This window comes from Salsuginibacillus kocurii DSM 18087 (assembly GCF_000377705.1).
In the GTDB taxonomy this organism is placed as follows: domain Bacteria; phylum Bacillota; class Bacilli; order Bacillales; family Marinococcaceae; genus Salsuginibacillus; species Salsuginibacillus kocurii.
On sequence record NZ_KB898632.1, the window covers coordinates 63,745 to 86,732 of the forward strand.

The 22,988-nt window shown below is 44.5% G+C and carries 21 protein-coding genes; 4 read left to right on the forward strand and 17 right to left on the reverse strand.

Annotation, left to right across the window (positions count from 1 at the left end; genetic code table 11):
• Positions 1-28: 28 nt before the first annotated feature.
• The gene (locus D469_RS0116455) at positions 29-1,330 is read right to left on the reverse strand and encodes an arsenic transporter (protein ID WP_018924485.1); all 1,302 of its coding nucleotides are present in this window, start codon (positions 1,328-1,330) and stop codon (positions 29-31) included.
• A gap of 131 nt (positions 1,331-1,461) precedes the next feature.
• Here D469_RS0116455 and arsD point away from each other — a divergent pair, with 131 nt between their 5' ends.
• Both arsD and arsA read left to right on the forward strand, forming a co-directional pair.
• The gene (gene arsD, locus D469_RS0116460) at positions 1,462-1,824 is read left to right on the forward strand and encodes an arsenite efflux transporter metallochaperone ArsD (RefSeq protein ID WP_240473353.1); all 363 of its coding nucleotides are present in this window, start codon (positions 1,462-1,464) and stop codon (positions 1,822-1,824) included.
• 35 nt (positions 1,825-1,859) lie between these two features.
• Positions 1,860-3,599 carry an arsenical pump-driving ATPase gene (gene arsA / locus D469_RS0116465; protein ID WP_018924487.1) on the forward strand — a complete coding sequence of 580 codons (1,740 nt, stop codon included), beginning with the start codon at positions 1,860-1,862 and terminating at the stop codon, positions 3,597-3,599.
• Between the two features lie 198 nt (positions 3,600-3,797).
• On the opposite strand, the gene D469_RS20660 is transcribed toward arsA, so the two are convergent.
• The 3 genes from D469_RS20660 to D469_RS0116480 all read right to left on the reverse strand — a co-directional run bounded on the left by D469_RS20660 (position 3,798) and on the right by D469_RS0116480 (position 8,129).
• Complete coding sequence (locus D469_RS20660) at positions 3,798-5,495, reverse strand: SulP family inorganic anion transporter (RefSeq protein ID WP_018924488.1); 1,698 nt, start codon at positions 5,493-5,495, stop codon at positions 3,798-3,800.
• 362 nt (positions 5,496-5,857) lie between these two features.
• Positions 5,858-6,463, reverse strand: a complete 606-nt coding sequence (locus tag D469_RS20665) for an HD domain-containing protein (RefSeq protein ID WP_018924489.1) — start codon at positions 6,461-6,463, stop codon at positions 5,858-5,860.
• A 58-nt stretch (positions 6,464-6,521) separates the two neighbouring features.
• Positions 6,522-8,129, reverse strand: coding sequence for an FAD-dependent oxidoreductase (locus D469_RS0116480; RefSeq protein ID WP_018924490.1), 1,608 nt, complete (start codon positions 8,127-8,129; stop codon positions 6,522-6,524).
• A gap of 308 nt (positions 8,130-8,437) precedes the next feature.
• Between D469_RS0116480 and D469_RS0116485 the strand changes: the two genes are divergently transcribed.
• Positions 8,438-8,857: an ion channel gene (locus D469_RS0116485; protein WP_018924491.1), complete on the forward strand. Its 420-nt coding sequence runs from the start codon at positions 8,438-8,440 to the stop codon at positions 8,855-8,857.
• Between the two features lie 32 nt (positions 8,858-8,889).
• Here D469_RS0116485 and D469_RS0116490 read toward each other — a convergent pair whose 3' ends face one another.
• The 9 genes from D469_RS0116490 to D469_RS0116540 form a co-directional block, all read right to left on the reverse strand.
• Entirely contained in the window at positions 8,890-9,390 is a 501-nt protein-coding gene (locus D469_RS0116490; RefSeq protein WP_018924492.1) for a GrpB family protein, read from the reverse strand.
• A complete protein-coding gene (locus D469_RS20670) occupies positions 9,387-10,649 on the reverse strand; it encodes an MFS transporter (RefSeq protein WP_018924493.1) in 1,263 nt (420 codons plus the stop codon). Before D469_RS20670 ends, D469_RS0116490 begins: the two co-directional genes overlap by 4 nt.
• Before the next feature lie 49 nt (positions 10,650-10,698).
• Positions 10,699-10,848 (reverse strand): YrzI family small protein, encoded by a 150-nt coding sequence (locus D469_RS21815; RefSeq protein WP_018924494.1) that lies wholly within the window; start codon positions 10,846-10,848, stop codon positions 10,699-10,701.
• Positions 10,849-11,082: 234 nt separating this feature from the next.
• Complete coding sequence (locus D469_RS0116510) at positions 11,083-11,721, reverse strand: response regulator (RefSeq protein ID WP_018924496.1); 639 nt, start codon at positions 11,719-11,721, stop codon at positions 11,083-11,085.
• Positions 11,722-11,723: 2 nt separating this feature from the next.
• Positions 11,724-12,839 carry a GAF domain-containing sensor histidine kinase gene (locus D469_RS0116515; protein WP_018924497.1) on the reverse strand — a complete coding sequence of 372 codons (1,116 nt, stop codon included), beginning with the start codon at positions 12,837-12,839 and terminating at the stop codon, positions 11,724-11,726.
• A 131-nt stretch (positions 12,840-12,970) separates the two neighbouring features.
• Positions 12,971-13,510: a restriction endonuclease gene (locus tag D469_RS20675; protein WP_018924498.1), complete on the reverse strand. Its 540-nt coding sequence runs from the start codon at positions 13,508-13,510 to the stop codon at positions 12,971-12,973.
• A gap of 606 nt (positions 13,511-14,116) precedes the next feature.
• Entirely contained in the window at positions 14,117-15,082 is a 966-nt protein-coding gene (locus D469_RS0116530; protein WP_018924500.1) for an ABC transporter permease, read from the reverse strand.
• Positions 15,079-16,581 carry a sugar ABC transporter ATP-binding protein gene (locus tag D469_RS0116535; RefSeq protein WP_018924501.1) on the reverse strand — a complete coding sequence of 501 codons (1,503 nt, stop codon included), beginning with the start codon at positions 16,579-16,581 and terminating at the stop codon, positions 15,079-15,081. The genes D469_RS0116530 and D469_RS0116535 overlap by 4 nt, the downstream gene beginning before the upstream one ends.
• 43 nt (positions 16,582-16,624) lie before the next feature.
• On the reverse strand, positions 16,625-17,641 hold the full coding sequence (locus D469_RS0116540; protein ID WP_018924502.1) for a sugar ABC transporter substrate-binding protein: 1,017 nt from the start codon (positions 17,639-17,641) through the stop codon (positions 16,625-16,627).
• A gap of 271 nt (positions 17,642-17,912) precedes the next feature.
• Here D469_RS0116540 and D469_RS20680 point away from each other — a divergent pair, with 271 nt between their 5' ends.
• Positions 17,913-18,710, forward strand: coding sequence for a DeoR/GlpR family DNA-binding transcription regulator (locus tag D469_RS20680; RefSeq protein WP_018924503.1), 798 nt, complete (start codon positions 17,913-17,915; stop codon positions 18,708-18,710).
• Between the two features lie 596 nt (positions 18,711-19,306).
• On the opposite strand, the gene D469_RS0116550 is transcribed toward D469_RS20680, so the two are convergent.
• The 4 genes from D469_RS0116550 to D469_RS0116565 all read right to left on the reverse strand — a co-directional run bounded on the left by D469_RS0116550 (position 19,307) and on the right by D469_RS0116565 (position 22,988).
• Entirely contained in the window at positions 19,307-19,681 is a 375-nt protein-coding gene (locus tag D469_RS0116550) for a hypothetical protein (RefSeq protein WP_018924504.1), read from the reverse strand.
• A gap of 200 nt (positions 19,682-19,881) precedes the next feature.
• The gene (locus D469_RS0116555) at positions 19,882-21,372 is read right to left on the reverse strand and encodes a rhamnulokinase (protein ID WP_018924505.1); all 1,491 of its coding nucleotides are present in this window, start codon (positions 21,370-21,372) and stop codon (positions 19,882-19,884) included.
• On the reverse strand, positions 21,369-22,589 hold the full coding sequence (gene rhaI, locus D469_RS0116560; RefSeq protein ID WP_018924506.1) for an L-rhamnose isomerase: 1,221 nt from the start codon (positions 22,587-22,589) through the stop codon (positions 21,369-21,371). Before rhaI ends, D469_RS0116555 begins: the two co-directional genes overlap by 4 nt.
• A gap of 18 nt (positions 22,590-22,607) precedes the next feature.
• Positions 22,608-22,988 carry a sensory rhodopsin transducer gene (locus D469_RS0116565; RefSeq protein WP_018924507.1) on the reverse strand — a complete coding sequence of 127 codons (381 nt, stop codon included), beginning with the start codon at positions 22,986-22,988 and terminating at the stop codon, positions 22,608-22,610.

A 22,988-nucleotide genomic window follows, 5' to 3' on the forward strand; every position in this document is an offset into this window, starting at 1 on the left:
AAGATTCACTCCTTCTATATAGTAAACATTAAGAAATCAAAAGAAGCCAGATATAAAGGCCACAAAGGGTGATAAAAAGCGTTGGGATCGTGAGAAGGATACCCACTTTAAAATAATAGCCCCATGTAATTTTTACCCCTTTTAAAGACAGAACATGAAGCCAGAGCAACGTAGCCAACGACCCAATTGGGGTGATTTTCGGCCCTAAGTCTGAGCCGATTACGTTAGCATAAATCATTAGTTCTTTCATCAACCCATCCAGGTTCGCGGAGTCAATGGCCAGGGCATTAATCATCACCGTCGGCATGTTATTCATAAGAGATGACAAAATCGCAGCTAGAAAGCCCATAAACATCGTTCCAGCGAAAAACCCTTCATCAGCTGCTGCGACAATGCCTTGCGCGAGCAAATCGGTTAAGCCGACGTTTTGCAGGCCGTATACGACCACATACATTCCGATCGAAAACACGACAATCGCCCACGGAGCTCCTTTCATAACAGCACGCGTATTGACCGCAGGACTGCGGCGCGCCATTAGCAGAAATAAGATCGCTACTGCACCCGCCACCATCGACACCGGCAAATGAATGAACTCCACGACAAGATAGCCAATAAGCAAAACGGCCAGCACAATCCAAGAAAGTCGAAACATGCGCGTATCTTGAATGGCATCGACCGGTCGTTTCAAATTACTAAAATCATATGTCCGTGGAATGTCCTTACGGAAGACAACAAACAACACAAGAATACTTGCAGCAATCGAAAAGAAGTTCGGCACAATCATGCGTGAGGCATATTCAATAAACCCAATGCCAAAAAAGTCAGCCGAAACGATATTCACCAGATTGCTCACAATTAATGGCAAACTGGTACTGTCAGCAATAAAGCCGCTTGCCATAATAAAGGGCAGAATCATCGCCTCTTTAAAATTGAGAGCACGAACCATCGCCAGCACAATCGGTGTAAGAATCAGCGCTGCCCCATCATTGGCAAAAAAGGCAGCCACAACGGAACCGAGCAAGGAAATGTAAACAAACATGCGAATGCCGCTACCTTTGGCAATCCGAGCCATATGAAGAGCGGACCATTCAAAAAAACCAATCTCATCAAGAATAAGCGAAATAATAATAATAGCTACAAACGTTAAGGTGGCATTCCAGACAATGCCCGTTACTTCAAACACATCAGCAATACTTACGACACCGGCAAGCAATGCAAGGACCGCCCCGACCGATGCTGACCAGCCAATCGATAATCCTTTCGGCTGCCAAATCACAAATGTTAACGTTAATAAAAAGATGATAACAGCGAGCAACACATCAACAGTCAATGAAATCGTTCCTTTCCCCACTTGTTTGTTGACGACTTGCAAATTAGAAAGCTATAACCTATTATATAATTATATGATTATATGTCAATTACATTTTTCGTGCATACATGCACCATAAACAAGGAGGACGTATGATGTCGATCACCATTCAAGTATTTGATCCCGCTATGTGCTGCCCCACCGGCGTGTGTGGCCCGGATGTAGACCCAGAACTCACCCGCATCGCTGCGGATATGCATCTTTTAGAGACGAAAGGATTTGCCGTTACACGTTATAATTTAGGTAATGACCCAGCAGCATTCGTAGAGAATGAAGCGGTTCAACAGGCCTTAAACACGAAAGGCGCTGAGGTTCTTCCTATCACAGTAGTTAATGACAAAATTGTCCTGCAAAATCAATACCCAAGCCGGGCCCAATTAGCTGAATGGACAGGGTTAGCAGAGGCTGATTTAAAAGCAAAGCCGACGAGCTCTATTGATATTTCAATTAATTAGGCTGGTTCGGTAAGAAAGAAATGAGGGAATACCACATGCATGAACCGTTTCATCCGCTTCAGAACGAACCATTAACGAAACATCTCTTTTTCACTGGCAAAGGAGGCGTAGGCAAAACCTCGACAGCCAGTGCCACAGCTGCTGTGTTGGCCGAAGAAGGCTATAAGGTGTTACTGATTAGTACCGACCCCGCGTCGAATTTACAAGACATTTTCAAGGTGGCACTTAGTCCTTCTCTCCAGGCTGTACCTGGATTTGATACCCTCTGGGCCATCAATTTGAATCCAGAAGAAGCTGCAGAGTCTTACAGAGAAAAAATAATCGGACCTTACCGCGGTGTGCTGCCAACGTCTGCTGTTGAGCAGATGGAAGAACAGTTGTCAGGAGCTTGTACGGTAGAAGTAGCGGCGTTTGACCAATTTGCAGAATGGATCGCAAGCCCATCTGCTCGCAGCCCGTATGATTATGTCATTTTTGATACCGCTCCTACCGGTCATACCCTGCGTTTGTTGCAGCTTCCCGCCGCCTGGTCTGAGTTTTTGGAAGAAAATACAACTGGCACCTCTTGTCTCGGGCCATTATCAGGGCTAAAAGGAAAAGCTGAGCTATATGAACAAGCAGTTGTGCGCTTATCCAATCCTGAAGAGACGACGATCTATCTTGTTGCTCGCCCTGAAGAATCGACCTTACAAGAAGCGGCCCGCTCAGCTGAAGAACTAAATGGGTTAGGTATAAACAATCAGCAATTGATCGTTAATGGAATCTACCAGCCCGCTCAGCAGAATGAGCTGGATCAAGTGGCTCAAGACTTTTACGATACTCAGCAGGAATCGTTGCAGAAGATGCCAACCAAACTTCGCTCTCTCCCTGCCAGCGCAATTGATCTAAAATATCAAAACATTGATTCAGCGCAAGCACTGCTCACGTTTTTTGAACCTGCTAAGCTCTTTGGCCACGAACAGGACGCCCCTGTTGAGGCGGTTTTGCACCAGGCCATTGACGCTTATGTAGAGGAGGTTATCGCAACTAAACAGCAAGTTGTGCTAACCATGGGGAAAGGAGGCGTCGGCAAAACTACCGCGGCTGAACAAATAGCTAAAAAAATTGCAGAACGAGGCCACAAGGTGCATTTGACCACGACGGACCCAGCTGCTCATATTAAAGAAACAACCTCTAGCGGCCTCGAGCAATTGACGGTTGAAGCAATTGATCCGAAAGTGGAAACCGAAAATTATAAAGAAAAAGTGTTGGCACAAGTTAGTGAGACGTTAGATGAAAATGGATTAGCTTATATAAAAGAAGATTTGGCTTCACCATGCACTGAAGAAATTGCTGTCTTCCACGCCTTTAGTGAGGTGGTTCAGAAAGCGGAGGACGAATTCGTCATCATCGATACCGCCCCAACCGGCCATACGCTGCTGCTGCTTGATGCTGCAAAAGCGTATCATGTGGAAAGCGCCCGGGCGACAGGAAACGTGCCGGAGGCGGTGAATCAGCTGCTACCACGGCTGCGTAATTCAAAGGAAACGTCGGTGCTGCTAGTCACCCTGCCGGAACCAACACCTGTATTTGAAAGCAAACGGTTAGCTGCAGACTTAAAACGAGCAGGTCTATCGACAAAGTGGTGGCTCGTGAACCAAAGCTTCACCAAAGCGGGCACGACGGCTCCGGTTCTACAAGCGCGAGCTCAAGCAGAAGCTCCGTGGTTGCAGGAGGTCAAGCAGGAGGCCGGGGAACATATGATTCTTTGGCCCTGGCATAGGGCTTGTGACTAATCGTTTACGTGTGAGCGACCGCTAGGAATGGTGTCTAAAGTCGCGGTAATTTGGACGTTTCGACAAGATTCTTGGACACTTCGACAAATTTCTCGGACGGTTTCCCGTTAAAGTTGGACGTTTTTTTAATAAGAACGAACTTTAGCGGGAAACTTCTCTCTTTTCATAGGTACGCTCATTCCCTTTTCTCCGCCCTTTTTACTTATCATTATCAGGCTCAATCACTTTAACAGGTTGAGCTTCAATCCACTCCACCGCTTCTTCTACATCATGCCACGTCACTTCAGCTCTGAAGGTGTCATAAAATCCAGCTCGGTTCATTACCTCACGTACAGGTTTTTTTGCACTCACGATTATCGCTCGCAACCCTTGGTCATTCCACTCTTCCATCCATTCCATCAGCGTATCAGCTGCGACCCCGTCCATCCCGTTCACACTGCTAAAATCGAACACAAGCCATTTTGTATTAGGCTCTTTTTGTAACGTTTTATTGATTTGTTCTTCTATACTGGTTAAATTCGCAAAATATAAAGAAGCTTCAATTCGATAAATTAATACGTGGGAATCTTCAACCCCTTCACCAAGCCCAGTATGGTTGTTTTTCTTATTGTCTGTTTTAATATAGTGAAGTTCCGTTATATGAGGATAAGCACTTTGCCAAATATAAAGGGCCAGCGAAAATATAATTCCTGCCACTAATCCAAGTTTAATCCCAAAGCTAAGTGTAGCCACAAAAGTTAACAGCAATGTAGCCGCATCGCTTCGTTTCACGTTCCATAAATGCAACACTTTTTTAATATCAATTAACTTAAAGACGGCTGCGATAATAATTGCAGCTAAAGCTGCTTGCGGCAAGTGGTAAAATAACGGCATAAAAAATAGCAGCGTTAACATAATCAATAGTGCGGTCACAATCGAGGCAAGGTTCGTCTTCGCCCCAGCCTCATAATTGACGGCTGAACGTGAAAAAGCGCCTGTAACCGGCATGCCTGACGTAAAAGCTGCAGCCCCATTCGCAAGCCCCAGCCCTTTTAATTCATGGTTCGGTGCAATTCGATAATCTCCACGCATCGCAAGGATTTTTCCCATCGCAAATGATTCAGCATAGCCGATCACTGCAATGGTAAGAGCTGTCGGCAGCAACTGCCAAAGGAGTTCCGCTTCCACGGGCGGCATGCTCAATGGTGGAAGGCCTTCTGGCACGGCACCTACAATCGCTACTCCCTCTCCCTCCAAATCCATTGTCGCCACAACGATGATCCCGATAACGACAACAGCTAGCTGGCCCGGAAGCTTTGGGATTTTTTTACTTAAAAACAGCACGACAATCAACGAAAGACCAAGGATGAGGGTCGGAATATGCGTCTCCTCGACATTTTCTATCACACCGTTTGCTAGTTTATAAATTGTATCGCCCGTTTCCACGGAAATGCCTAAGAGATGTTTGGATTGACTTAGAGCGATCAACACCGCAGCCGCAGAGGTGAAACCACTGATAACCGCATCCGATATAAAGCGAGTGATGATCCCCATTTTTAATATGCCCATTAACACTTGCAGCACAGCGATCATTAATGCAAGCAGCCATACTAGTTGGATATATGTTGCTGACCCCGTTTCTGCCAGCGGGGAGACACCGCTAAAGGTAAGTAAAGCAATCATAGCTACAGGACCGACTGACAATTGCCGTGATGTTCCAAATATAGCGTAAACCAGTAAAGGAAATGTGGCTGCATAAAGCCCAGTCACGGCAGGCATTCCTGCAAGCTGAGCATAAGCCATGCCCTGGGGGACGAGCATAATGGCTACGATCAAACCTGCGTTAATGTCTTGTTTCATGCCGTGCTTGTTTTGACGTACTATAGGTTGAAGTCCTGGAAGCCATTTTTGCAACATTCACCAAACACTCGTTTCTATCTACTGAAGTAATGTTTCGTCGTAGTCCTTTTGCTAGAACGTTCTTCATTTCTTTTATGTAGTATGGCCTTTTTTTAGTCAAAACTTAAGTCAATCTCTAGCTTTATTCATTTTTTGATGACAGGAGTCTTCATATCAAAAAAGCCAGTCCACTCTTCTTAGGTGAACTGGCTTCTCTTAGATAGGCCTTTACGTGAATTGAACTTGCATACCTGCTTGTTTAATTACATCAAAATAGTTTGGGCATGTTTTTGAGATGCAGCCTGGGTCAGTACCAACTATTCCTGGCACTTTAGCACCGATGAACGAAAGCGACATGACGACGCGGTGATCATCCCTTCTTACGTACTTTTTTTCTCATCGTTATAAAACAAACTCTTTTCTTCGGCCTCGTTCCATAACATCTGAAATATAGTTTGAAAAGCTTGGTTGTTTTCATTCCACGCTGCACTGCGCGCGCGAATGTCTTCTTTGGCCACCTGATGATGCTTCCAGACCCAGCCGCCGCTGAATACATTTTGGGCATACGCCTGCATCCGGTCGAGGGCTTTTACAAATTGCGCTTCGGGAGTTTCGTTCTTTTCAAATTCTTCGAAGCATGCATGAAACTCGGCTTCTAAGTCTGCTGGCAAGTTGGCAAATAACTCTTTCGCCGCTTTTTCCTCCCGTTCTTTTTGTCCTTTCTTTGCTTCTTCGTTATAAGCAAGTGTGTCGCCGGCGAGAATTTCCACAAGATCATGCGTTAAAATTAAATAAAATACGCGCTCCATATCTAGTTCTTCTTCTACTTCATCACGCAAAATAAACGCATACATGCACATATGCCATGTATGTTCAGCATCGTTTTCGTGCCGGCCATCTATAGAATTGATGGTTTGTCGTTCCACCGTTTTGAAACGATCAATCACTTTTAAAAAATGAAATAGGTGCTGCAAGCGTTTTTCCATCGGCACATTCCTCTCTTCGCTAGTCTTTAACCCTAGTTACCACTTTTCGTTCACAAACTCACGTATTGTATATTCCTCGGAAATAGTCAAGCAAGTAAACAGGGTGAAGTGAATCTTCCCGTACTGATAAATAGCCATCCGGCCTCACTACAAACAGCGCTTCCCCCTTCACTTGATAGGAACGGGCAAAATCCTCTTCTATATCATACAGAGCTGCATTCGTTTCACCAACTTTATTGGCTGCCAGAACAGGCAAAAGGTAAAAGGTATCCTGGTAGTCCCGAAGCCGTTCTGTGACCTTCCCGATCCTTTCCTCATCCTTCGTATACACGATTAACGTATGGCGGGGGTCTCGCAGTTGCTCAAACAAGGGGATCTTCTCGCCCGTGTGAGTGTATAATTTGGCGTCAGGTGCGCGTGCGCCGGAAGCTGGAGAGTTGCTATGTTTAGTTTGCTGTGTATGTATCGGACTGTTCGGATAATGAATCCCAATTTGCGCTAGTGTACGTAGCGCCCGCGTGCGCACCCGAGAATTTTTAGCGAGGATCGGCCCTGCCACGCGACGTAAGCCAACAAGAGCCGAGCGCCGTGTTAACACCATTTGCGTTGCACGCTCAGTCAGTGACAACAGCTCTTCCCAAATGGGCTGACGCTCCGCTTCGTAGCTATCGAGTAATCCAGTCTCTGCATCCCCCTTTACCACAAGGCTAAGCTTCCAGCCCAGGTTAAACGCATCTTGAATGCCTGTGTTCATCCCCTGGGCTCCGAGTGGAGAATGGATATGGGCCGCATCTCCAGCTAATATCACGCGCTGGTGGACACTTTTGTCTACTTTCCGCTGATGCACATGAAAACGAGACGTCCAGCTCGGAGCTGCCGCCAGTCTTGCTTGAATACCTATCTCCTCTATCATTTGCTGAAGCTCTGTTTCACTTACATCTCCCTCTTCCTTCAAACCTTCCCGGGACATCATAATGCGATGCTCTTTAGTAGGCATCGGGAAAAAAGCGATAACGTTTCCTCGATTCACATGCGCCATAATTTCATCTTGAGGGACCTCTCCTTGCAGCTTCACATCTGCCAACGCAAAGGTCTGCTTAAAAGCTGTCCCAGCAAACGATATGTCCATCTGCTTTCTCACCGTGCTGTGGGCACCGTCGCAAGCGATCAGCCACTTAACCTGCCATGTTTCTTCTTGTCCCTCTGCATTTTGGATAACAGCATCGACGTGACCCTCATGCTGTTGAAGGGCAAGTAATGTATGTTCCCAACAAACTTTGCCAGCTTGTTGCTGAAAGTGATGATATAAGACACGCTCTGTATCTTGCTGTGGGATCATTAACACATATGGAAAAGGTGTCTCTAGTTCGTCCCCAAACGTTATATGAGCAAGTTTTTTCCCTTCACTATAAGCATGAGCTCCTTTGGCCTTAAGACCTGTAGTTATTAATTCAGCAGAAATGCCCAGCTTTTGAAAAAGCTCGAGGGAACGAGCCATCATGCCGAGGGCTTTGCTCGTTGACGAAAGGCTAGGCTTTTTTTCAATCACAAGCGCATCTATACCTTGCCGCTTCAGTTCATTTGCTAGAGTCAGGCCGGTCGGACCGGCGCCTACAATCAACACATCGGTTGCCTGCATATAGTCATCCCCCGTCTTTCCACTCATAACTCGTACCCCCCTCTTTCCCTGTTTCTTCTCTATCTACTCTACGCCCAGGCTATTGAGGAGTAATCAGGGTAGGGGGTTTTAACTAGCCGCAAAAGACCATTCTTTTTAGGATCCTGATAAAAGTCAGCTGATGTGGGAAATGCATTCGTTCACATAGCTTTGTTTATTTATAGACGTTTTTCGCTTTTACCACTACCCGCCTTTCGACAGGGTGGTGATGATCTCCTCTTCTGCCTCGTGAAGAAATGAAACAGGTTTCAGCTAAACAGAGATGGGAAACACTGATAAAGACAAGGAGGAATACGATGATACCAGCCATTTTAGTAGGCATTACTCTATTATTTATTATCGCAAATATCATTTATTTTTTTACTAATAAATCATACAAAGAAAGCCAATTCAGCTTTGCGCTTTTTTTTAAACTGTTTATCATCATTACCATGCTAACAATAGCCTTTACGTTTCTTTATTATTTTATCTCGTATTACGAAACGGTCCTGCGTATCAACGACCCGCTAGGTGAAGAAGCGGACGAAACCTTTTTAAATTTTCTTTATTTTAGCGGTGTAACTATGCTTTCAATCGGATACGGCGACTTAGTGCCTGTTGGGAGCGCCCGCTTTTTCTCTATCATTCAATCAGGCCTGGGACTGCTTTTACCTGTGGCTTATTTTATGAAAGCAGCAAGAAGCAGTAATAACTCAGATAACAGCTCTTCTTCCTAAACCCGCAGATAGGTTAGGCGTGTACCCTAAAATCAGTCTTCACCGATACGGTCAATCCCTTGGATCCACCTTGCTTTCCCCTCGTTATAAGCCCGAGGCTCGGTCGAATACTTTTCAGCCAATTGCAGTTTAAGTCGTTCATATTCTTCTCTCGCCTCAGGATGTTCCTTTAAATAATTGATAAAGTGAAGATGGCGTTTAATCGCAGGGTGGCCGCTTTCGTAAATGTGAGCATGGTGGCTGCGGGCTTCTCCTCCTTTTTGGAAATAGCGCCTGCCCGTAATTCCGTGCTCCCCGAAGGCTTCATAACCTAACCTGTTCATTTTTTCAGTATGTAAATCGATTTGTTGTATATCAAACACCACGCCCATCATATCGATAATAGGTTTAGCCTTCATACCTGGTACGGCTGTACTGCCAATATGATAAACTTCTATGACATTTGCCCCGAGCACCGCCTGCAGCTGCTTTTTCTCTTGCTCAAATTGGATCGGCCAGTTTTCATCATATCCTACCACTTTCACTATTCTCATAAATGGCTCCTTTCTCGTTCTTGCATCACGTCATCTCTCATTCGTACATCATTCGTTTCTTTCCGCAAGTTGAACCGAAGCACAGTTAATGCTAAAGCTGACATCGCTGTTACAATCACGCCGCTGGCTACGTAAACAACACGAATCCCGAGAATTTCAGCAATGGCTCCTACGACTAGAACAGAGAAGCCGACAGCTGCCGATAATAGCACAGAGTGTGCGGCGTACACCTGCGATATATCTTCGACCTTCACGCTTTTTTGCAACAACGTGCGCTGAGCTATGTCTCGTATTTGATAGAGGGGCCCGATCAATAAGACGAGGGCAAGGGCGAATAATGGCTCCGTAGTAAAACCATACACCACAACGACCAAACCGTACAGAAAAGAACCGACAGCCATCGAAACAAATAAATGTTCTCGAATCACACGTGCCAAGAAAAATGCCAGCAGCCCGCCCAGAATAGCACCACTATAATAACTTGAATTAATATACCCCCACCAATCCGTGGAAACGTTAAGCGCTTCCGTTACAAATATGAGGGTGACAGCTCCTACCCATACGGCACCAGCCGCGCTTTCAGTGACATCCATAAATGTTACCCAGCGTACCGTTTTGTTTTTCCACACCAAGCTCCAGCCCGCTTTGACGGAGCCCCATTTTTCTTTGGCCTGTTCGTTCAGCGTATTACTTATATCAAAAAGCCCCGGTAAAACCATCAGCAAGCTCAGCCATCCCAACCAGAGCAGTCCTAAACAAATGATAAAAGTAAAGAATGAACCCATAGCTGCCACAAGAACCCCTGTTACTGTATAACCTGCAACTTGTAAGGTTTGGAAGCTAAACGACATCACACTGTTAGCCTGAACAAGTTCTTTTTCCTTCACTAACATGGGGGTGGTCGCTTGATACAAAGGTTGTATAACCCCTTCAAGTAACGACGCCCCAGCTGTAAACAGCAATAGCACACCAATCCACGTGCCACTCATTTCAAACGTAAATAAAAAGAAGGTTAACAGCCCCGCTTTGACCAAAGGAACTGTGCACATTACCTTGCGCAAGCTCGTCACCGCCACAAGATATGGTGAAAAAAAGCTGGCCATCACGTTACCCATCGTACGTATGAAAGGAAATAAGGCTGCATAAACAGCAGATCCGGACTGTTCGAAAATAACAAACGTAAACACCATCACATACATAATATTTCCTAAAACAAGCGTACTTCTAGAGAACACAAACCAATAAAAATACCGATTCACCTTGCAAACCCCCTTCCACTCTGGACCTTTCTTTAAGCATATCTTAAATTTAAAAAGGTGGATACGCTTTCCAAATTGATTCTTTTGCCTGTTCATATGCATGTTCTGCTTGCTGGTTTTGATACGCTTTCACGATATCTTCAGCCTCGTATTCACGCTTCGTAACTAGAATTGTAAATAGGAAGAAATGAATGTACATAGGAAACCGCTCCTTTCATTCTACCGTTTGTTTCACTTATGCTTTGATGTTTCTTACGGTTAGTATAGGAAGAAGCGGCCTGCTACGCCTCCAGCAAGAAGACGAACTATCTCTACACAATTATGCAGAAAAAACGTAAGACCTCAGTCTTAGCTTACTGTTTCCTCATCCATTAAAAAAAGTTGCTCTCTCATGAGAACAACTGGGATTATCGAATGAAAGAACTGAGCCTGGCTAAAGTTTATGCTTTACAGCTAGAAGGGCTGCCTGGGTGCGGTCGCATACATCAAGCTTGGAGAAGAGGTTGGTAATATGGGTTTTCACGGTCTTTTCAGTAATGTGGAGAGCAAGCGCAATTTCCCCATTATTGTTTCCTTTTGTAATTTCGCGCAACACCTCGCGTTCTCGCTTCGTCAGCGACTGCAGCCTGAGCGTCTCCTCGCTCTTTTCCTGATGAACGTGCTGAAGTAAGTGCGGAGCCACTTTTGGATCAATGTTTTTATGTCCGTGCGCTACTTGCCGAATCGCCTCCAGTAAATCATCCGGCTCCGTATCTTTTAAACAATAGCCATCAGCTCCAGCTTGAATTGCAGCAATAACATGGTCCTGGTCTTCAAAGCTGGTGAGCACGAGAATCTTCTGGTCCGCATTACGCGCTTTAATGTGTTTGGTCGTTTCCACCCCGTCCAACTCAGGCATTGATAAATCAAGCAAGATTACGTCCACTTGATACGATTCTAATAATGTTAACGCTTCTTTTCCATTACTAGCTTCAGCTTTGACATCATACTGCTCTTCATGTTCAAAATAAAAGACCAACCCTTTTCGAACGATATGATGGTCATCTACAACCATGAGGGTAATCACATCCAACCTTATTCTTCTCCTTTCACTGGAACAGTCACTTTCACTTGGGTACCAACACCAGGTGCGCTTACGATAGCAAAGCTTCCATCAAGCAGGCGGGCTCTTTCTTTCATACTGGTAAGACCAAACCCGGTTTGGTCAACTTCTTCGACGGAGAAGCCTGTGCCATTATCAATAACCTCTAAGATGATGTTCTTCTCTTTTTTCTCAACGATGATCGTAGTCTGAGTGGAGCTGGCATGTTTTTTTATATTATTCATCGCTTCCTGGGCAATTTTCCATAGCACAGCTTCTACTGATTCACCAAGTGGCTCTTTCGTAATAGCACAGCTCACTCTAAGCTCCAGTTTATGGGCATACCAGTTGAACCGTGCTTCCAGGCCTTCGCTTATATGTTCCGTACGCAACTGCCAGATTAGCGCTTTCATTTCCGTAAGCGCCTCTCGGGAGAGTTCGTGGATACGGTCTAACTGCGCCTTTACCTTATCTTCGGCTGTCAGACCTTTTGTTCCATTTGCCGTGTACATAATGGAAAATAAGTGTTGATTGACCGAATCATGCAAATCACGTGCGAGCCGGTTCCGCTCTTCCATAATCTCCATCGCTCTCTCGCGCTCAGCCAAACGGATCCGTTCATAAGCAGTGCCGATCTGCAGTGCCATCGCTTCTAACAAGTGAAGCTCATCTTTGGAAAATTTGCGTTTATGCGGCGAGGCCACATTTAACAGCCCAAATAAATGATCCCCTGTTTTTAAAGGCACGGAGGCATGATAAATGATTCCTTCTGTATCCCCGCGTCCCTGTTGAATCGCTTCATCAATCCGCTGGCACTCAATGATATTTATGGCTTTCTTTAAGCGCCCTTCCCCGCACAAGTCAAGACAGCGACATCCTCCTTCGCACATATGATAGCAATGATCATAGGCCAGCGCTTCAGGCAAACGAGCATGAGCCGCTAATGTATAGGCTTTGTTTTCACCGAGAAGAAACATCCAGCCTGTTTGTAAATCCGTTAATTCTAGCATCGCTTCCAATACTTTTTGTAGCATGGACTCCATATGAGTTTCACGGTTTAATAACTCCGCAATCCGCTTCGTTAAAAACAGCTCATCCTCGCGCTTCATCTGTTTCACCCCGTTATTTCCATCTATCTACAGTTTACCAGACCAAGATAAGAAAAAAGAAGCAAAGTTTAGCCACCGGAAAACAGGCTGTTCTACATAAATAGAAGCTGCTCCAATGTTGGAACAGCTCCTTAGGCTAAATGAACTTCTGCTAACCATTCGATCAATTGCTCGCGGTCGACCAATTCAACCTCGGTCGCTTGACTTAATTTATTTGCAGCTGTTGTGAAGCCTTGATTTGTGATGACGCAGGCTTCTTCTGCTTCGTAATACGCCTTGGCTGCATACACTTCCTGCAGCGGACGCAAGTCCACTTCTTCTTCGGCTTTTTCAGCTAACACGACGATTTTATGGCCGCGTTCATACAAAATTAAATCAGCCCCGAAATCCTCTTTTTCTTTGGGCCGGGTCACGCGGTATCCTTCTTTTATATAAACCAATTCTAAGTGCTGCACAAATTGATCATGACTCATCTGATCAATCGTTGTAATATCAGCACGCTTCACTTTCTGTTTGACAACAAATTGGCGCAGCAAGATCACCGTAACAGCGGCAGCCAGTAGGACAACAGCCGTAAACAAAAATCCAGCCAGGTCATCCGTTCCAATAAATGCAGTACCTAACAACAACAGCAATATAACAATAACAACACTATTAAACTTCCTATTCATACCTTGCTCCCTTAACCAAGTTTCATATTGTGCAAAACGGCTTGTCGCTAGGAGCGTAACATGCTGGCATTACCTCCGTGAAGTAAAACGATGATGGAATCCTCCGCTTAGCCTGCTTTCATAAACAAACAATGGTCATCAGCGGCGCGGCTTATGATGATAATGTAAGTAAAATCGAACGCCTTGCCCTTCAAAATGATACGCACGTCTTTGCAGAGGAGTTTAACGCGCTGGTCGCAAAACATTAATGTCGATATGATGGTGTTGAGCGAACACGGAGCACAAACCTTCGATGTCGAATTTATAGTTCTAAGGAGGGGGCATGGGAGGCAATTTGGACGTTTTTTCGAAAAAATGGACGAAATGAGCTTCAATTTGGACGTTTCGACAAAACTTTGTTACACTTCGACAAATTTCTGTTACGTTTCGCCATATATTTGGACGTTTCTAAACTCTAAGCTAATAATTTTCCAAGCACGAAATAAAAAAATACCACAGAACATTGTTCTATGGCAGAAATTTCATCCTTTCTCTCTTTAAACAAAAGCAAGAGCTGATCCAGCCCTTGCATTTCCCTTACTTCTTAAATGAATTGAATTGGACCCATTAATCTTTCTTCTTATTGTAAATCCGGTCCATCCCGACAGCAATTAAAAGTACGAGACCTGTAATCACCATTTGATAGAACTCGCCGACATTTAGAATGACAAGACCGTTGGCAAGCACCCCTAAAATAAGGACTCCTAGAAAGACACCAAGCAGTTTACCCTGGCCACCAAAGATGCTGACACCGCCTAATACAACTGCGGTTACAACTTCTAGTTCAAACGCCTGCAGCGCGTTGGGCTGGCCGGAGTTTAAGCGTCCCAACAAAATTATTCCAGCAATACCACTACAGAAACCAGAGGTCATATATACAAACATCTTCACTTTAAAAATGTTGATCCCGGACAAATGGGCCGCTTCTTGGTTGCCGCCTAAGGCGTAAATATGGCGTCCTAGCTTGGTCCGATAGAGAATAAACCATACGACAATAAAGACGATCGCCATGATGATGGCTGGTACTGGAATTTGCAGCACATGGCCGGTACCAATCCATCTCATCGTATCCGGAAAGTCGAAGACCGGATAGCCATCTGTGGAAACGAAAGCAGCTCCGCGCACGATCGTCATCATGCCAAGCGTTGTGATTAACGCTGGAATTCCGATTTTAGTAACGATTAAACCATTTACCATCCCAACTGTGGTACCAACAGCGACACCAATCAGCACTGCTAAAATCGGATCAATCCCGGCAGCCATGGAAAGGGCGGCTATAACACTGGTTAATGCCACGTTGGAAGCTACCGACAAATCAATGCCGCCGATTAACAACACCATTGTCATGCCTGCCGCTATAATCCCTAGCATAGCAGCCTGACGGATAATATTAATAAAATTGGAACCCGTTAAAAAGTTGTCAGACATTAAAGCAAAGAAGGCGATAAGGGCGATCAGTACGAGAAGCAAGATGATTTCTTGGTTTATCTTAAAAGGAAGTTTTTGTGTTAGTGAAGAAGTGTTCTTGCTCATGATACGCCTCCTACATTGGATTTGTTTAACGTTGCATAATGAAGAATTTTCTCCTGACTGGCTTCATCCCGCTCAAGGATGCCGGCCAGCTCTCCTTCATTCATGACAGCAATACGGTCAGATAGATTCATAATCTCGGTCATCTCCGAAGAAATCATCAAGATCGATTTCCCTCGCTCTAAAAGTTCGTCCATTAATTTATAGATTTCTTGTTTCGCACCTATGTCGACCCCGCGGGTTGGTTCGTCAATCACTAAGATGTCCGCATCGGTAGCAAGCGTCTTAGCAATGACTAATTTCTGTTGATTCCCCCCACTCAGCTCCTGCGCATTTTGCCCGGCGTTGTACTTGATTTGCAGTTGTTCTTTATAATAATTGGCTACGTCTTTTTCTTTGGAAGCCTGCACGACAGAATTCTTGCAGATTTTGTCCAATGACGCTAACACAATATTGTTTTCACAAGATTGTGATAACACGAGCCCTTCATATTTACGATCCTCCGGTACAAGTCCGAGGCCGATCTGAATCGCTTTGTTCGGCGAAGTAATCTCGGTGAAGGTTTCACCTACTATTTCCACTTCGCCTTCATCGATTGGATAAACACCGTACAATGTTTTGGCAAGCTCAGTGCGTCCCGAGCCCAATAGTCCCGCCAAACCGACAATTTCTCCTTTTCTCAGGTCCAGTGATACATTCTTCACTTTTCCGTAGCTCGTAACATTTTTAAGAGATAGTACGACTTCATCCGTGTATTTTGACGTTCTTTCCGTAAGCTTTAATTCACGGCCAACCATCAATTTGATTAACTTATCATGGTCTAACTCGTGAATGGGCTCAGTCGCAATGTACTGCCCATCTCTTAAAACGGTTACATAATCTGAAATCGCAAAAATCTCTTCAAATTTATGAGATATATAAATAATAGCGGTATTTTCTTGCTTGAGAGATTCAATCAATTCAAATAAAATTTTCACTTCTTCTTCTGTTAAAGCGGCTGTCGGTTCATCCATAATCAACACATCGGTTTCTTGCGACAACGCCTTTGCAATTTCCACGAGCTGCTGTTGAGCCACGGATAAATCTTTTACGAGATCTTCGGGTTTTATGTTCACTTTCATCCGGTCAAGAATACTCTGAGCTGCTTTTTTGTTTTGCTTTATATCCACAAACGGGCCTTTTTTAATTTCCTTGCCCAGCATGATATTTTCATAGACAGTTAAATAAGGAACGAGATTAAATTCTTGATAAATAATGCTGATTTTTTTCTCCGCTGATACTTTAGGGGAAAACTCGGTTAAGAATTCGCCATTAATTTTGACATGACCTTCACTCGGTTCGATCGCTCCCGACAATGTTTTCATAAGAGTTGATTTCCCTGCTCCGTTTTCACCGGCAATAGTATGAACTTCGCCGGGGTAGATCTCTACATTTACTTGATCAAGCGCTCTCGTACCTGGATAGATTTTGGAGACATTTTCAACTTCAATAATTGGATTCACCTTGTTCCACCTCCTATAAAGAGGGCTTAAAAAAGCCCTCTACTTAGAAATCGTCAATGTTATCTTCACTAACGGGCTGCACTTCGATTTCATTTTCTTCTTCGTAATCTTCATCATTTAAGATGGCATTTGTAACATCCATCAATGTTTCAGCTGTTAAGTCAGGCTGCTGATCGACAGTAAATTTGAGATGGCCGCCATCGCGAATCGCTTCAATTGCTTCAGGAACTGCATCAATTCCACCCACGGCGAACTCCTCATCATCTAAGCCCGCAGCTTCGGCAGCGTTTGCCGCTCCAAGTGCACCCGCATCATTAAAGCTGAAAATCCCGACAAGATCAGGATTAGCCTGGATAAAGCCTTCAGATACTTCATAAGCTGCGTTCGGGTCACCGGCCTGCTGGTCCCCTACTACTTCAGCACCATCTGCTTGCTCTTTTATCCCATCAATGATACCTTCTTTACGGTCAATTACTTGTTCAATTTGATCAAAATTAATAATGCCGACTTCGCCAGCTCCATCATGTACTTCATTAATCCAGTCTCCAGCCTGTTCACCGAGAGCTGTGCCCATGTCATATTCATCTGCTCCAACCCATGCATCTGCGTTCTCAAGCATGGTGGTATGGGCAATTACTGGTATGTCTGCTTCTGTCGCTTCGGTCACTGCATCATCAATGGCGTTTTGGTCAGTAGCAGTTACAATAATTGCGTCAACGCCTTGGGAAACAAAATTTTGAATCGCGTCAATTTGTTGATTCACATCATCCTGCGGGTCATTAATAATCACTTCATACCCATCTTCTTCAGCAATGGCTTCCACATCTTCCGTTAGGGAAACAAAAAATGGATTTCCTAAATCCAACACACTCATTCCGATTCGGATGTCGGCGTCAGCATCTCCTACCTCTTCTGTTTCTCCTTCGGCTTCCTCTGTCTCTCCCCCGGTGTCTACATCTTCTGGATCTCCCCCTGCATCTTGTTCAGCGCCACAAGCTGTTAACCCGGCGACAAACAACAATCCAACTGTTGTCGAAATCAGTGAATGTTTACGTTTCATCTGACAACCCCCTGAAAAAATTAATAGTACAAGAGCTTCATAGATTCATTGAACGCATGTTGTATCCGCTTTCAAATGACCATGAAGTATCGTGTGTTAGGTACATTATATTGGATTTATATGTTGATTTCAATCAATTATTCAAAAATAAACAAAATGTTTTTCTTTGTTTCAAATATATTTATCTCAACAATTTCACTAATCTAATTGTTGTTTATGAAAAAATACGGTAGGATAAAGCTATAAAGAACTGTACTACAGGAGGATGCCCATGCTTCGTAATGGTAACAGCCCGACAATTCATATTCGAAATGATCGACAGCGATCTATTTTGGAATATTTGGATCAACAACATAAAGTAAAAGTCACTGAATTAAGCAAACAGTTTAACGTAACAGATGAAACAATTCGACGAGACCTTGAAACATTGGAACAAAACAACTTGTTAATACGCGTTCATGGCGGGGCTATGAAACCGCAACAAGAAGGTTTTGAATTACCGATGATGGAACGGGAAGAAAAGAACTTTAAAGAGAAAGAAATGATTGCTCAAGAAGCGGCGGCCATGATTGAAGAAGGTGACATCATTGCGCTTGACGCAAGCACCACCTGTACCCATTTAGCTAAAGCTTTAACTCATGAAACTCTTACAGTCATTACAAATTCAATTTCTGTCACTGCTGAGCTGGCCAATAAATCACCACACATTCAAGTGATTTTAACGGGCGGCTATTTGCGCAGAGAGTCGATGTCTCTCGTCGGTTTTTCTTCCGATAAGATCATTGATGACTATCATATCAATAAGTTTTTTCTTTCCTGCAGCGCAGTAGATACAAGCTGGGGCTTAAGTGAGAGCCACGAAATGCAAACGAATACTAAAAAGCGCATGAGCCAAATCTCCGATCGATTGATACTCCTGGCCGATAACAGTAAATTTCAGCGAAAATCCCTCGTTCATTTACTGCCTTTAAATCGTATTGATACCATCATCACCGATCATAAGCTTGACCCAGAAGCAGCTGCACTATTTAAAAAACAGGTGAACAATTTCAAACTTGCATCTGAATAAAAATAAATATGGATAATAGTGACGTTTTTTATAGGACCTTTCATGAGCGATCCATACAGTAAACTTGGTAAGGCCAAGCCTACGGCGTAGGCTTGGCCTTAGTTGCGCATATACCGTTTCCTGCAACGATTTATACATTCTTACGGTGTAAAAAACCACCAGCCATGCCGCTCAAACAGCACAGCTGGTGGTTTTATTTATTGATTATAAAACGGTTGTAAAATGTAGTTACCTATTCTGATCTTGCCGTTCGGTTAGTTCTATCAAATGTGCGCCGGGGAATGCACCGCTACAGCGTAAATCCGGGATCCGGTGGATGGGGACGGGGCCCCACCGCCCGGATCCTGAGAGAAGCGATGGGTTCGTTGGAACCTGAGCTTATGGCTGCTTACATTACCAAGCTTTTTTTCAGCCGCCAAGCAGAACCCCCCACGAACCCAAGCAGCTGTCCAAGTCGACAAATCCCGAGAAAAAATCAGCCTCATTCATGACTTTTTTGCCGACATTTATTGACTAACTAAACGCAACACTGTTTGTGCTTATTCTCTTCGGATACAGCCTTCTCTTTAATTAAACCTTAAAGTTCTTTAGCAGCTCTAGTTTTTATTAAGAACTCTCAAATGTTCCACGATCGATTGTGGCGGGGCTGAATCTAATGTAATTCCATTTTGTGCCCAAACATTTACGTTATAACCCTCTCTCAGTTTTTCAATATTAATCTCATTTCCATCTTCATCATACATAAGATTATACTTAGGATTTTGCTCACTATAATTTCCAACTGAGAACCATACTTGAAAAGTCTCCTCTCCCTGCCCGACTAATGGGCCATGCCCTTCAACCAAGAACTTAGATTCTTCAACATCAATTTCCAAAACTTCACCTGATACATCAGGCTCACTTTCTGGTGAAGCTGGAGAACACCCTAATAATAAGAAAATGCAAGTTATATACATTGTTAAGTCCTTCATTGTGCATCCCCTTTGCATTATTTTTTTGCCATTATAGGATAAAAAATCTATTATTGATAGGGTGTTTACATTACCCTTAATTTTACAAATTACTCTAGAACTACATTGGAATACAAATGTCTCCTCGATGTATACTCAGCATAAATCGAGCCGCGACCTTAGCGATCGCGGCTCCTTTATATAAAAGTGTAAGGGGGAAACTATTTTGGGGTGGTGCTTAATAAGGCAAATGGTGCATCGTAGCAAAACCATTCATATGCTTTTTGCCAGCTCTTTTCATCTTCCGGAAAATAATACTTCATGTCGGTCGATTTTAAAATGCGCAGCCTCGCTTCCGATAGACTTTCAATTTTCCCCATCCCCATCAAGGAAACTGACAAATTGCCAAGTGCGCTTCCTTCAGTCGGGCCTGCCCATACCGGCTTTCCTAAAGCATTTGCGGTAAATTGGCACAGCATTTCATTTTTGATGCCGCCTCCGACCATATGAAGGCCGTGCATTTCGTGCTGCGCTAATTCTTCCGTCCGCTCGAAGACGAAGCGGTATTTAAGCGCTAAGCTTTCCAAAATACAGCGCACAAATTCTCCTTTGGTTCGGGGTACAGGCTGCCCCGTCTCTTGACAAAATTCTTTAATTTGCTCCAGCATCGAAACTGGATTCAAAAATACCCGATCGTCTGGGTCGATTAGCGACCGAAAAGCTTCTGCCTGTGCAGCTTCAGCCAGTAATATGTTGTGGCTAACGTCTTCTTCCGTTTTCCACTCACTTCGGCACTCTTCCAAAATCCAGAGGCCCATAATGTTTTTTAACAAACGAAAGGTGTTTTCCACGCCGCCTTCGTTGGTAAAGTTTTGCGCAAGCGTTGCTTCATTAATGACCGCTTCTTTCGTTTCAGTACCAATTAACGACCAGGTGCCGCAGCTTAAATAAGCAAACTGAGGGTCAAGCGCCGGCACGCCGGCCACGGCAGAAGCCGTATCATGTTCACCTGTTGTCATTACTGGCAGCGGCGGCACATCGAGCTCTTCACATATTTCATCCGTCAGCGTTCCTACCTTTGTGCCTGGCTGCACGACTTCAGGGAACAGGTCTATGGAGACGCCAATTTTATTCAATAATTCCTCATCCCAAGTCATTGTTTTCGGATTAAAGAGTTGGGTGGTGGTGGCATTCGTGAATTCACTTACTTTGTTCCCGGTTAAAAAATACCGGATGAGATCGGGGATTAAAAGCAGGGTGTCTGCTTCTTGCAGCAAAATCGAATCGGCTTCTTTTAACGCCCGCAGCTGATAGATCGTGTTAAATGGCAGAAACTGAATGCCGGTACGGTAGAAAATATCTTCGCGGCTGATGATGCTCTCATGCACGTGTTCCATAACTCCGTCCGTGTGATGGTCTCTGTAATGATATGGGTTGCCCAAGAGTTCACCATTTTTACTTAACAACCCGAAATCCACCGCCCACGTATCAATGGAGACCGCTTCAATCTGATGACCGCCGTGATGAGCTTTGCGGATCCCTTCTTTGATTTCAAAGAAAAGCCGCAGAATATCCCAATGCAAATGACCGTTTGCTTGGACCGGATCATTGGAAAAACGATGGACTTCTTTTATAGCCATTTTATTATCAGAGGTATCGCCTATTACAGCACGTCCGCTGCCTGCCCCAATATCAAACGCTAAGACACTCACCAGCTGGCACCGCCTTTTCCGCGTTTTAGGATCTCTTCTCCGTAACCGCTTTCTTTATAGGCCTTTAGAGGCTGTACCGGCACGCCCATTTCTTCCCGGACCACGTGGAGAAGAGGCGTAACATCAAATTCGTAACCTTCGCGAATCGCTTCTTCTGCGGCCAGCACGTCGTTTTCTTCTTGCGCTTTCTGCAACACTTCATGATTTACCAACAACGACTTTGCGTACAAGCTTTGTACATTTGTAATCGAACGGATCATTGCTGGTATTTTCGGTTCAATATTGTGGCATTGGTCCAACATATAAGAGATGTTTTCTGCATTCAGCGCGACGCCGGAATCTGAGTCGTATTTGGCTGCCACAATTTGCTGCAAAATTAAATAGATTTCATACGGGTTGTGAGCGGCCACAATCAAATCATCGTCTGCGTATTTGCGGCTATTAAAATGGAAGCCGCCCAGGCGCCGTTCATCTAATAAATAAGCGACGATATGTTCAATGTTTGCCGCTTGCGGATGATGCCCGGTATCTACTAAGACTTCAGCTTTTGGCCCGAGTTTGTTAGCTAAATTGTAAGCCATGCCCCAGTCGGCCAGGTCGGTGTGATAAAAAGCTGGCTCAAAAAACTTGTACTCAATCAGCATCCGCATATCCTCATCTAATGCGTTGTACATTTCGGCCAAGCATTCCCGCATCCATTGCTTGCGCTTTCTAAAGTCCGCCTGCCCCGGGTAGTTGGTTCCATCGGCAAACCATAGGCTAAGAACCTTTGAATCCACTTCCCTGGCAATATCGACGCACTCCAGCAAATGCTCGGTCGCTTTTTTGCGTACGGCCGGATCGACGTTTGTTACGCTGCCAAACTTATAATCATCATCTTGAAAGAGATTCGGGTTAACCGCGCCAATCCGGACGCCGTGGTCTGCGGCATGTTGTTTTAATTGGCCGTAATCGTCGACTTTATCCCAAGGAATGTGAATGGCGACCGAACCGCTGATGCCTGTCATTTCATGGACTTTGGCAGCATCTTCAATTTTTTCAAATGGATCTCTCGGCACGCCTTCCTGCTCAAACACTTTAAAGCGGGTCCCTGAGTCGCCAAATCCCCAGGATGGTGTTTCAATAGTTAATGCTTTAAGCTGTTGTTTTACAGCTTCCAGGTCAATCCCTCTGTCTTTTTGCTGTTCTTCAAATAAGGCGTAATGTTTATCAGTCATATATGTCTCTCCTTTCATCTATTTAGCCGCAGGAGACACGGCCATCGTGCTCATGAGAGCGAGCTCCGGCTGGGTGGCGTCAAGTCTGCTGTATTGAACAAATATCGGCACGTCGCTTTCCACTTCCAGAGCATATGGGACCCCGGCAGGAATGCTGCCGTTTTCATTTTTGAGCGTATTTGTTTGGATGTGATTGGTGCGTTTCCCTCCTACATCAACTTGAATATTCGTTAGAGGGTCACGGTCTTCAAAATATGCCGTAATCGTTAATGTTGCTTTCTTATCGGTTAGGTTTAAAGCACAGATGGCTTCATGACTGGTCAGCTTCCCCCGGCTTTTCGGGGGGATATAACCATCAGGAATAATCCACTGCGTTTCTCCTTTGTATTTTGTCGTCAT

Bases quoted from the DNA above. Each gene is read 5' to 3' on its own strand.
- arsD (WP_240473353.1), top strand. From the start codon at position 1,462: ATGATGTCGATCACCATTCAAGTATTTGATCCCGCTATGTGCTGCCCC.
- arsA (WP_018924487.1), top strand. From the start codon at position 1,860: ATGCATGAACCGTTTCATCCGCTTCAGAACGAACCATTAACGAAACAT.
- D469_RS20660 (WP_018924488.1), bottom strand. From the start codon at position 5,495: ATGTTGCAAAAATGGCTTCCAGGACTTCAACCTATAGTACGTCAAAAC.
- D469_RS20665 (WP_018924489.1), bottom strand. From the start codon at position 6,463: ATGGAAAAACGCTTGCAGCACCTATTTCATTTTTTAAAAGTGATTGAT.
- D469_RS0116480 (WP_018924490.1), bottom strand. From the start codon at position 8,129: ATGAGTGGAAAGACGGGGGATGACTATATGCAGGCAACCGATGTGTTG.
- D469_RS0116485 (WP_018924491.1), top strand. From the start codon at position 8,438: ATGATACCAGCCATTTTAGTAGGCATTACTCTATTATTTATTATCGCA.
- D469_RS0116490 (WP_018924492.1), bottom strand. From the start codon at position 9,390: ATGAGAATAGTGAAAGTGGTAGGATATGATGAAAACTGGCCGATCCAA.
- D469_RS21815 (WP_018924494.1), bottom strand. From the start codon at position 10,848: ATGTACATTCATTTCTTCCTATTTACAATTCTAGTTACGAAGCGTGAA.
- D469_RS0116515 (WP_018924497.1), bottom strand. From the start codon at position 12,839: ATGAAGCGCGAGGATGAGCTGTTTTTAACGAAGCGGATTGCGGAGTTA.
- D469_RS20675 (WP_018924498.1), bottom strand. From the start codon at position 13,510: ATGAATAGGAAGTTTAATAGTGTTGTTATTGTTATATTGCTGTTGTTG.
- D469_RS0116530 (WP_018924500.1), bottom strand. From the start codon at position 15,082: ATGAGCAAGAACACTTCTTCACTAACACAAAAACTTCCTTTTAAGATA.
- D469_RS0116540 (WP_018924502.1), bottom strand. From the start codon at position 17,641: ATGAAACGTAAACATTCACTGATTTCGACAACAGTTGGATTGTTGTTT.
- D469_RS20680 (WP_018924503.1), top strand. From the start codon at position 17,913: ATGCTTCGTAATGGTAACAGCCCGACAATTCATATTCGAAATGATCGA.
- D469_RS0116550 (WP_018924504.1), bottom strand. From the start codon at position 19,681: ATGAAGGACTTAACAATGTATATAACTTGCATTTTCTTATTATTAGGG.
- rhaI (WP_018924506.1), bottom strand. From the start codon at position 22,589: ATGACTGATAAACATTACGCCTTATTTGAAGAACAGCAAAAAGACAGA.
- D469_RS0116565 (WP_018924507.1), bottom strand. From the start codon at position 22,988: ATGACGACAAAATACAAAGGAGAAACGCAGTGGATTATTCCTGATGGT.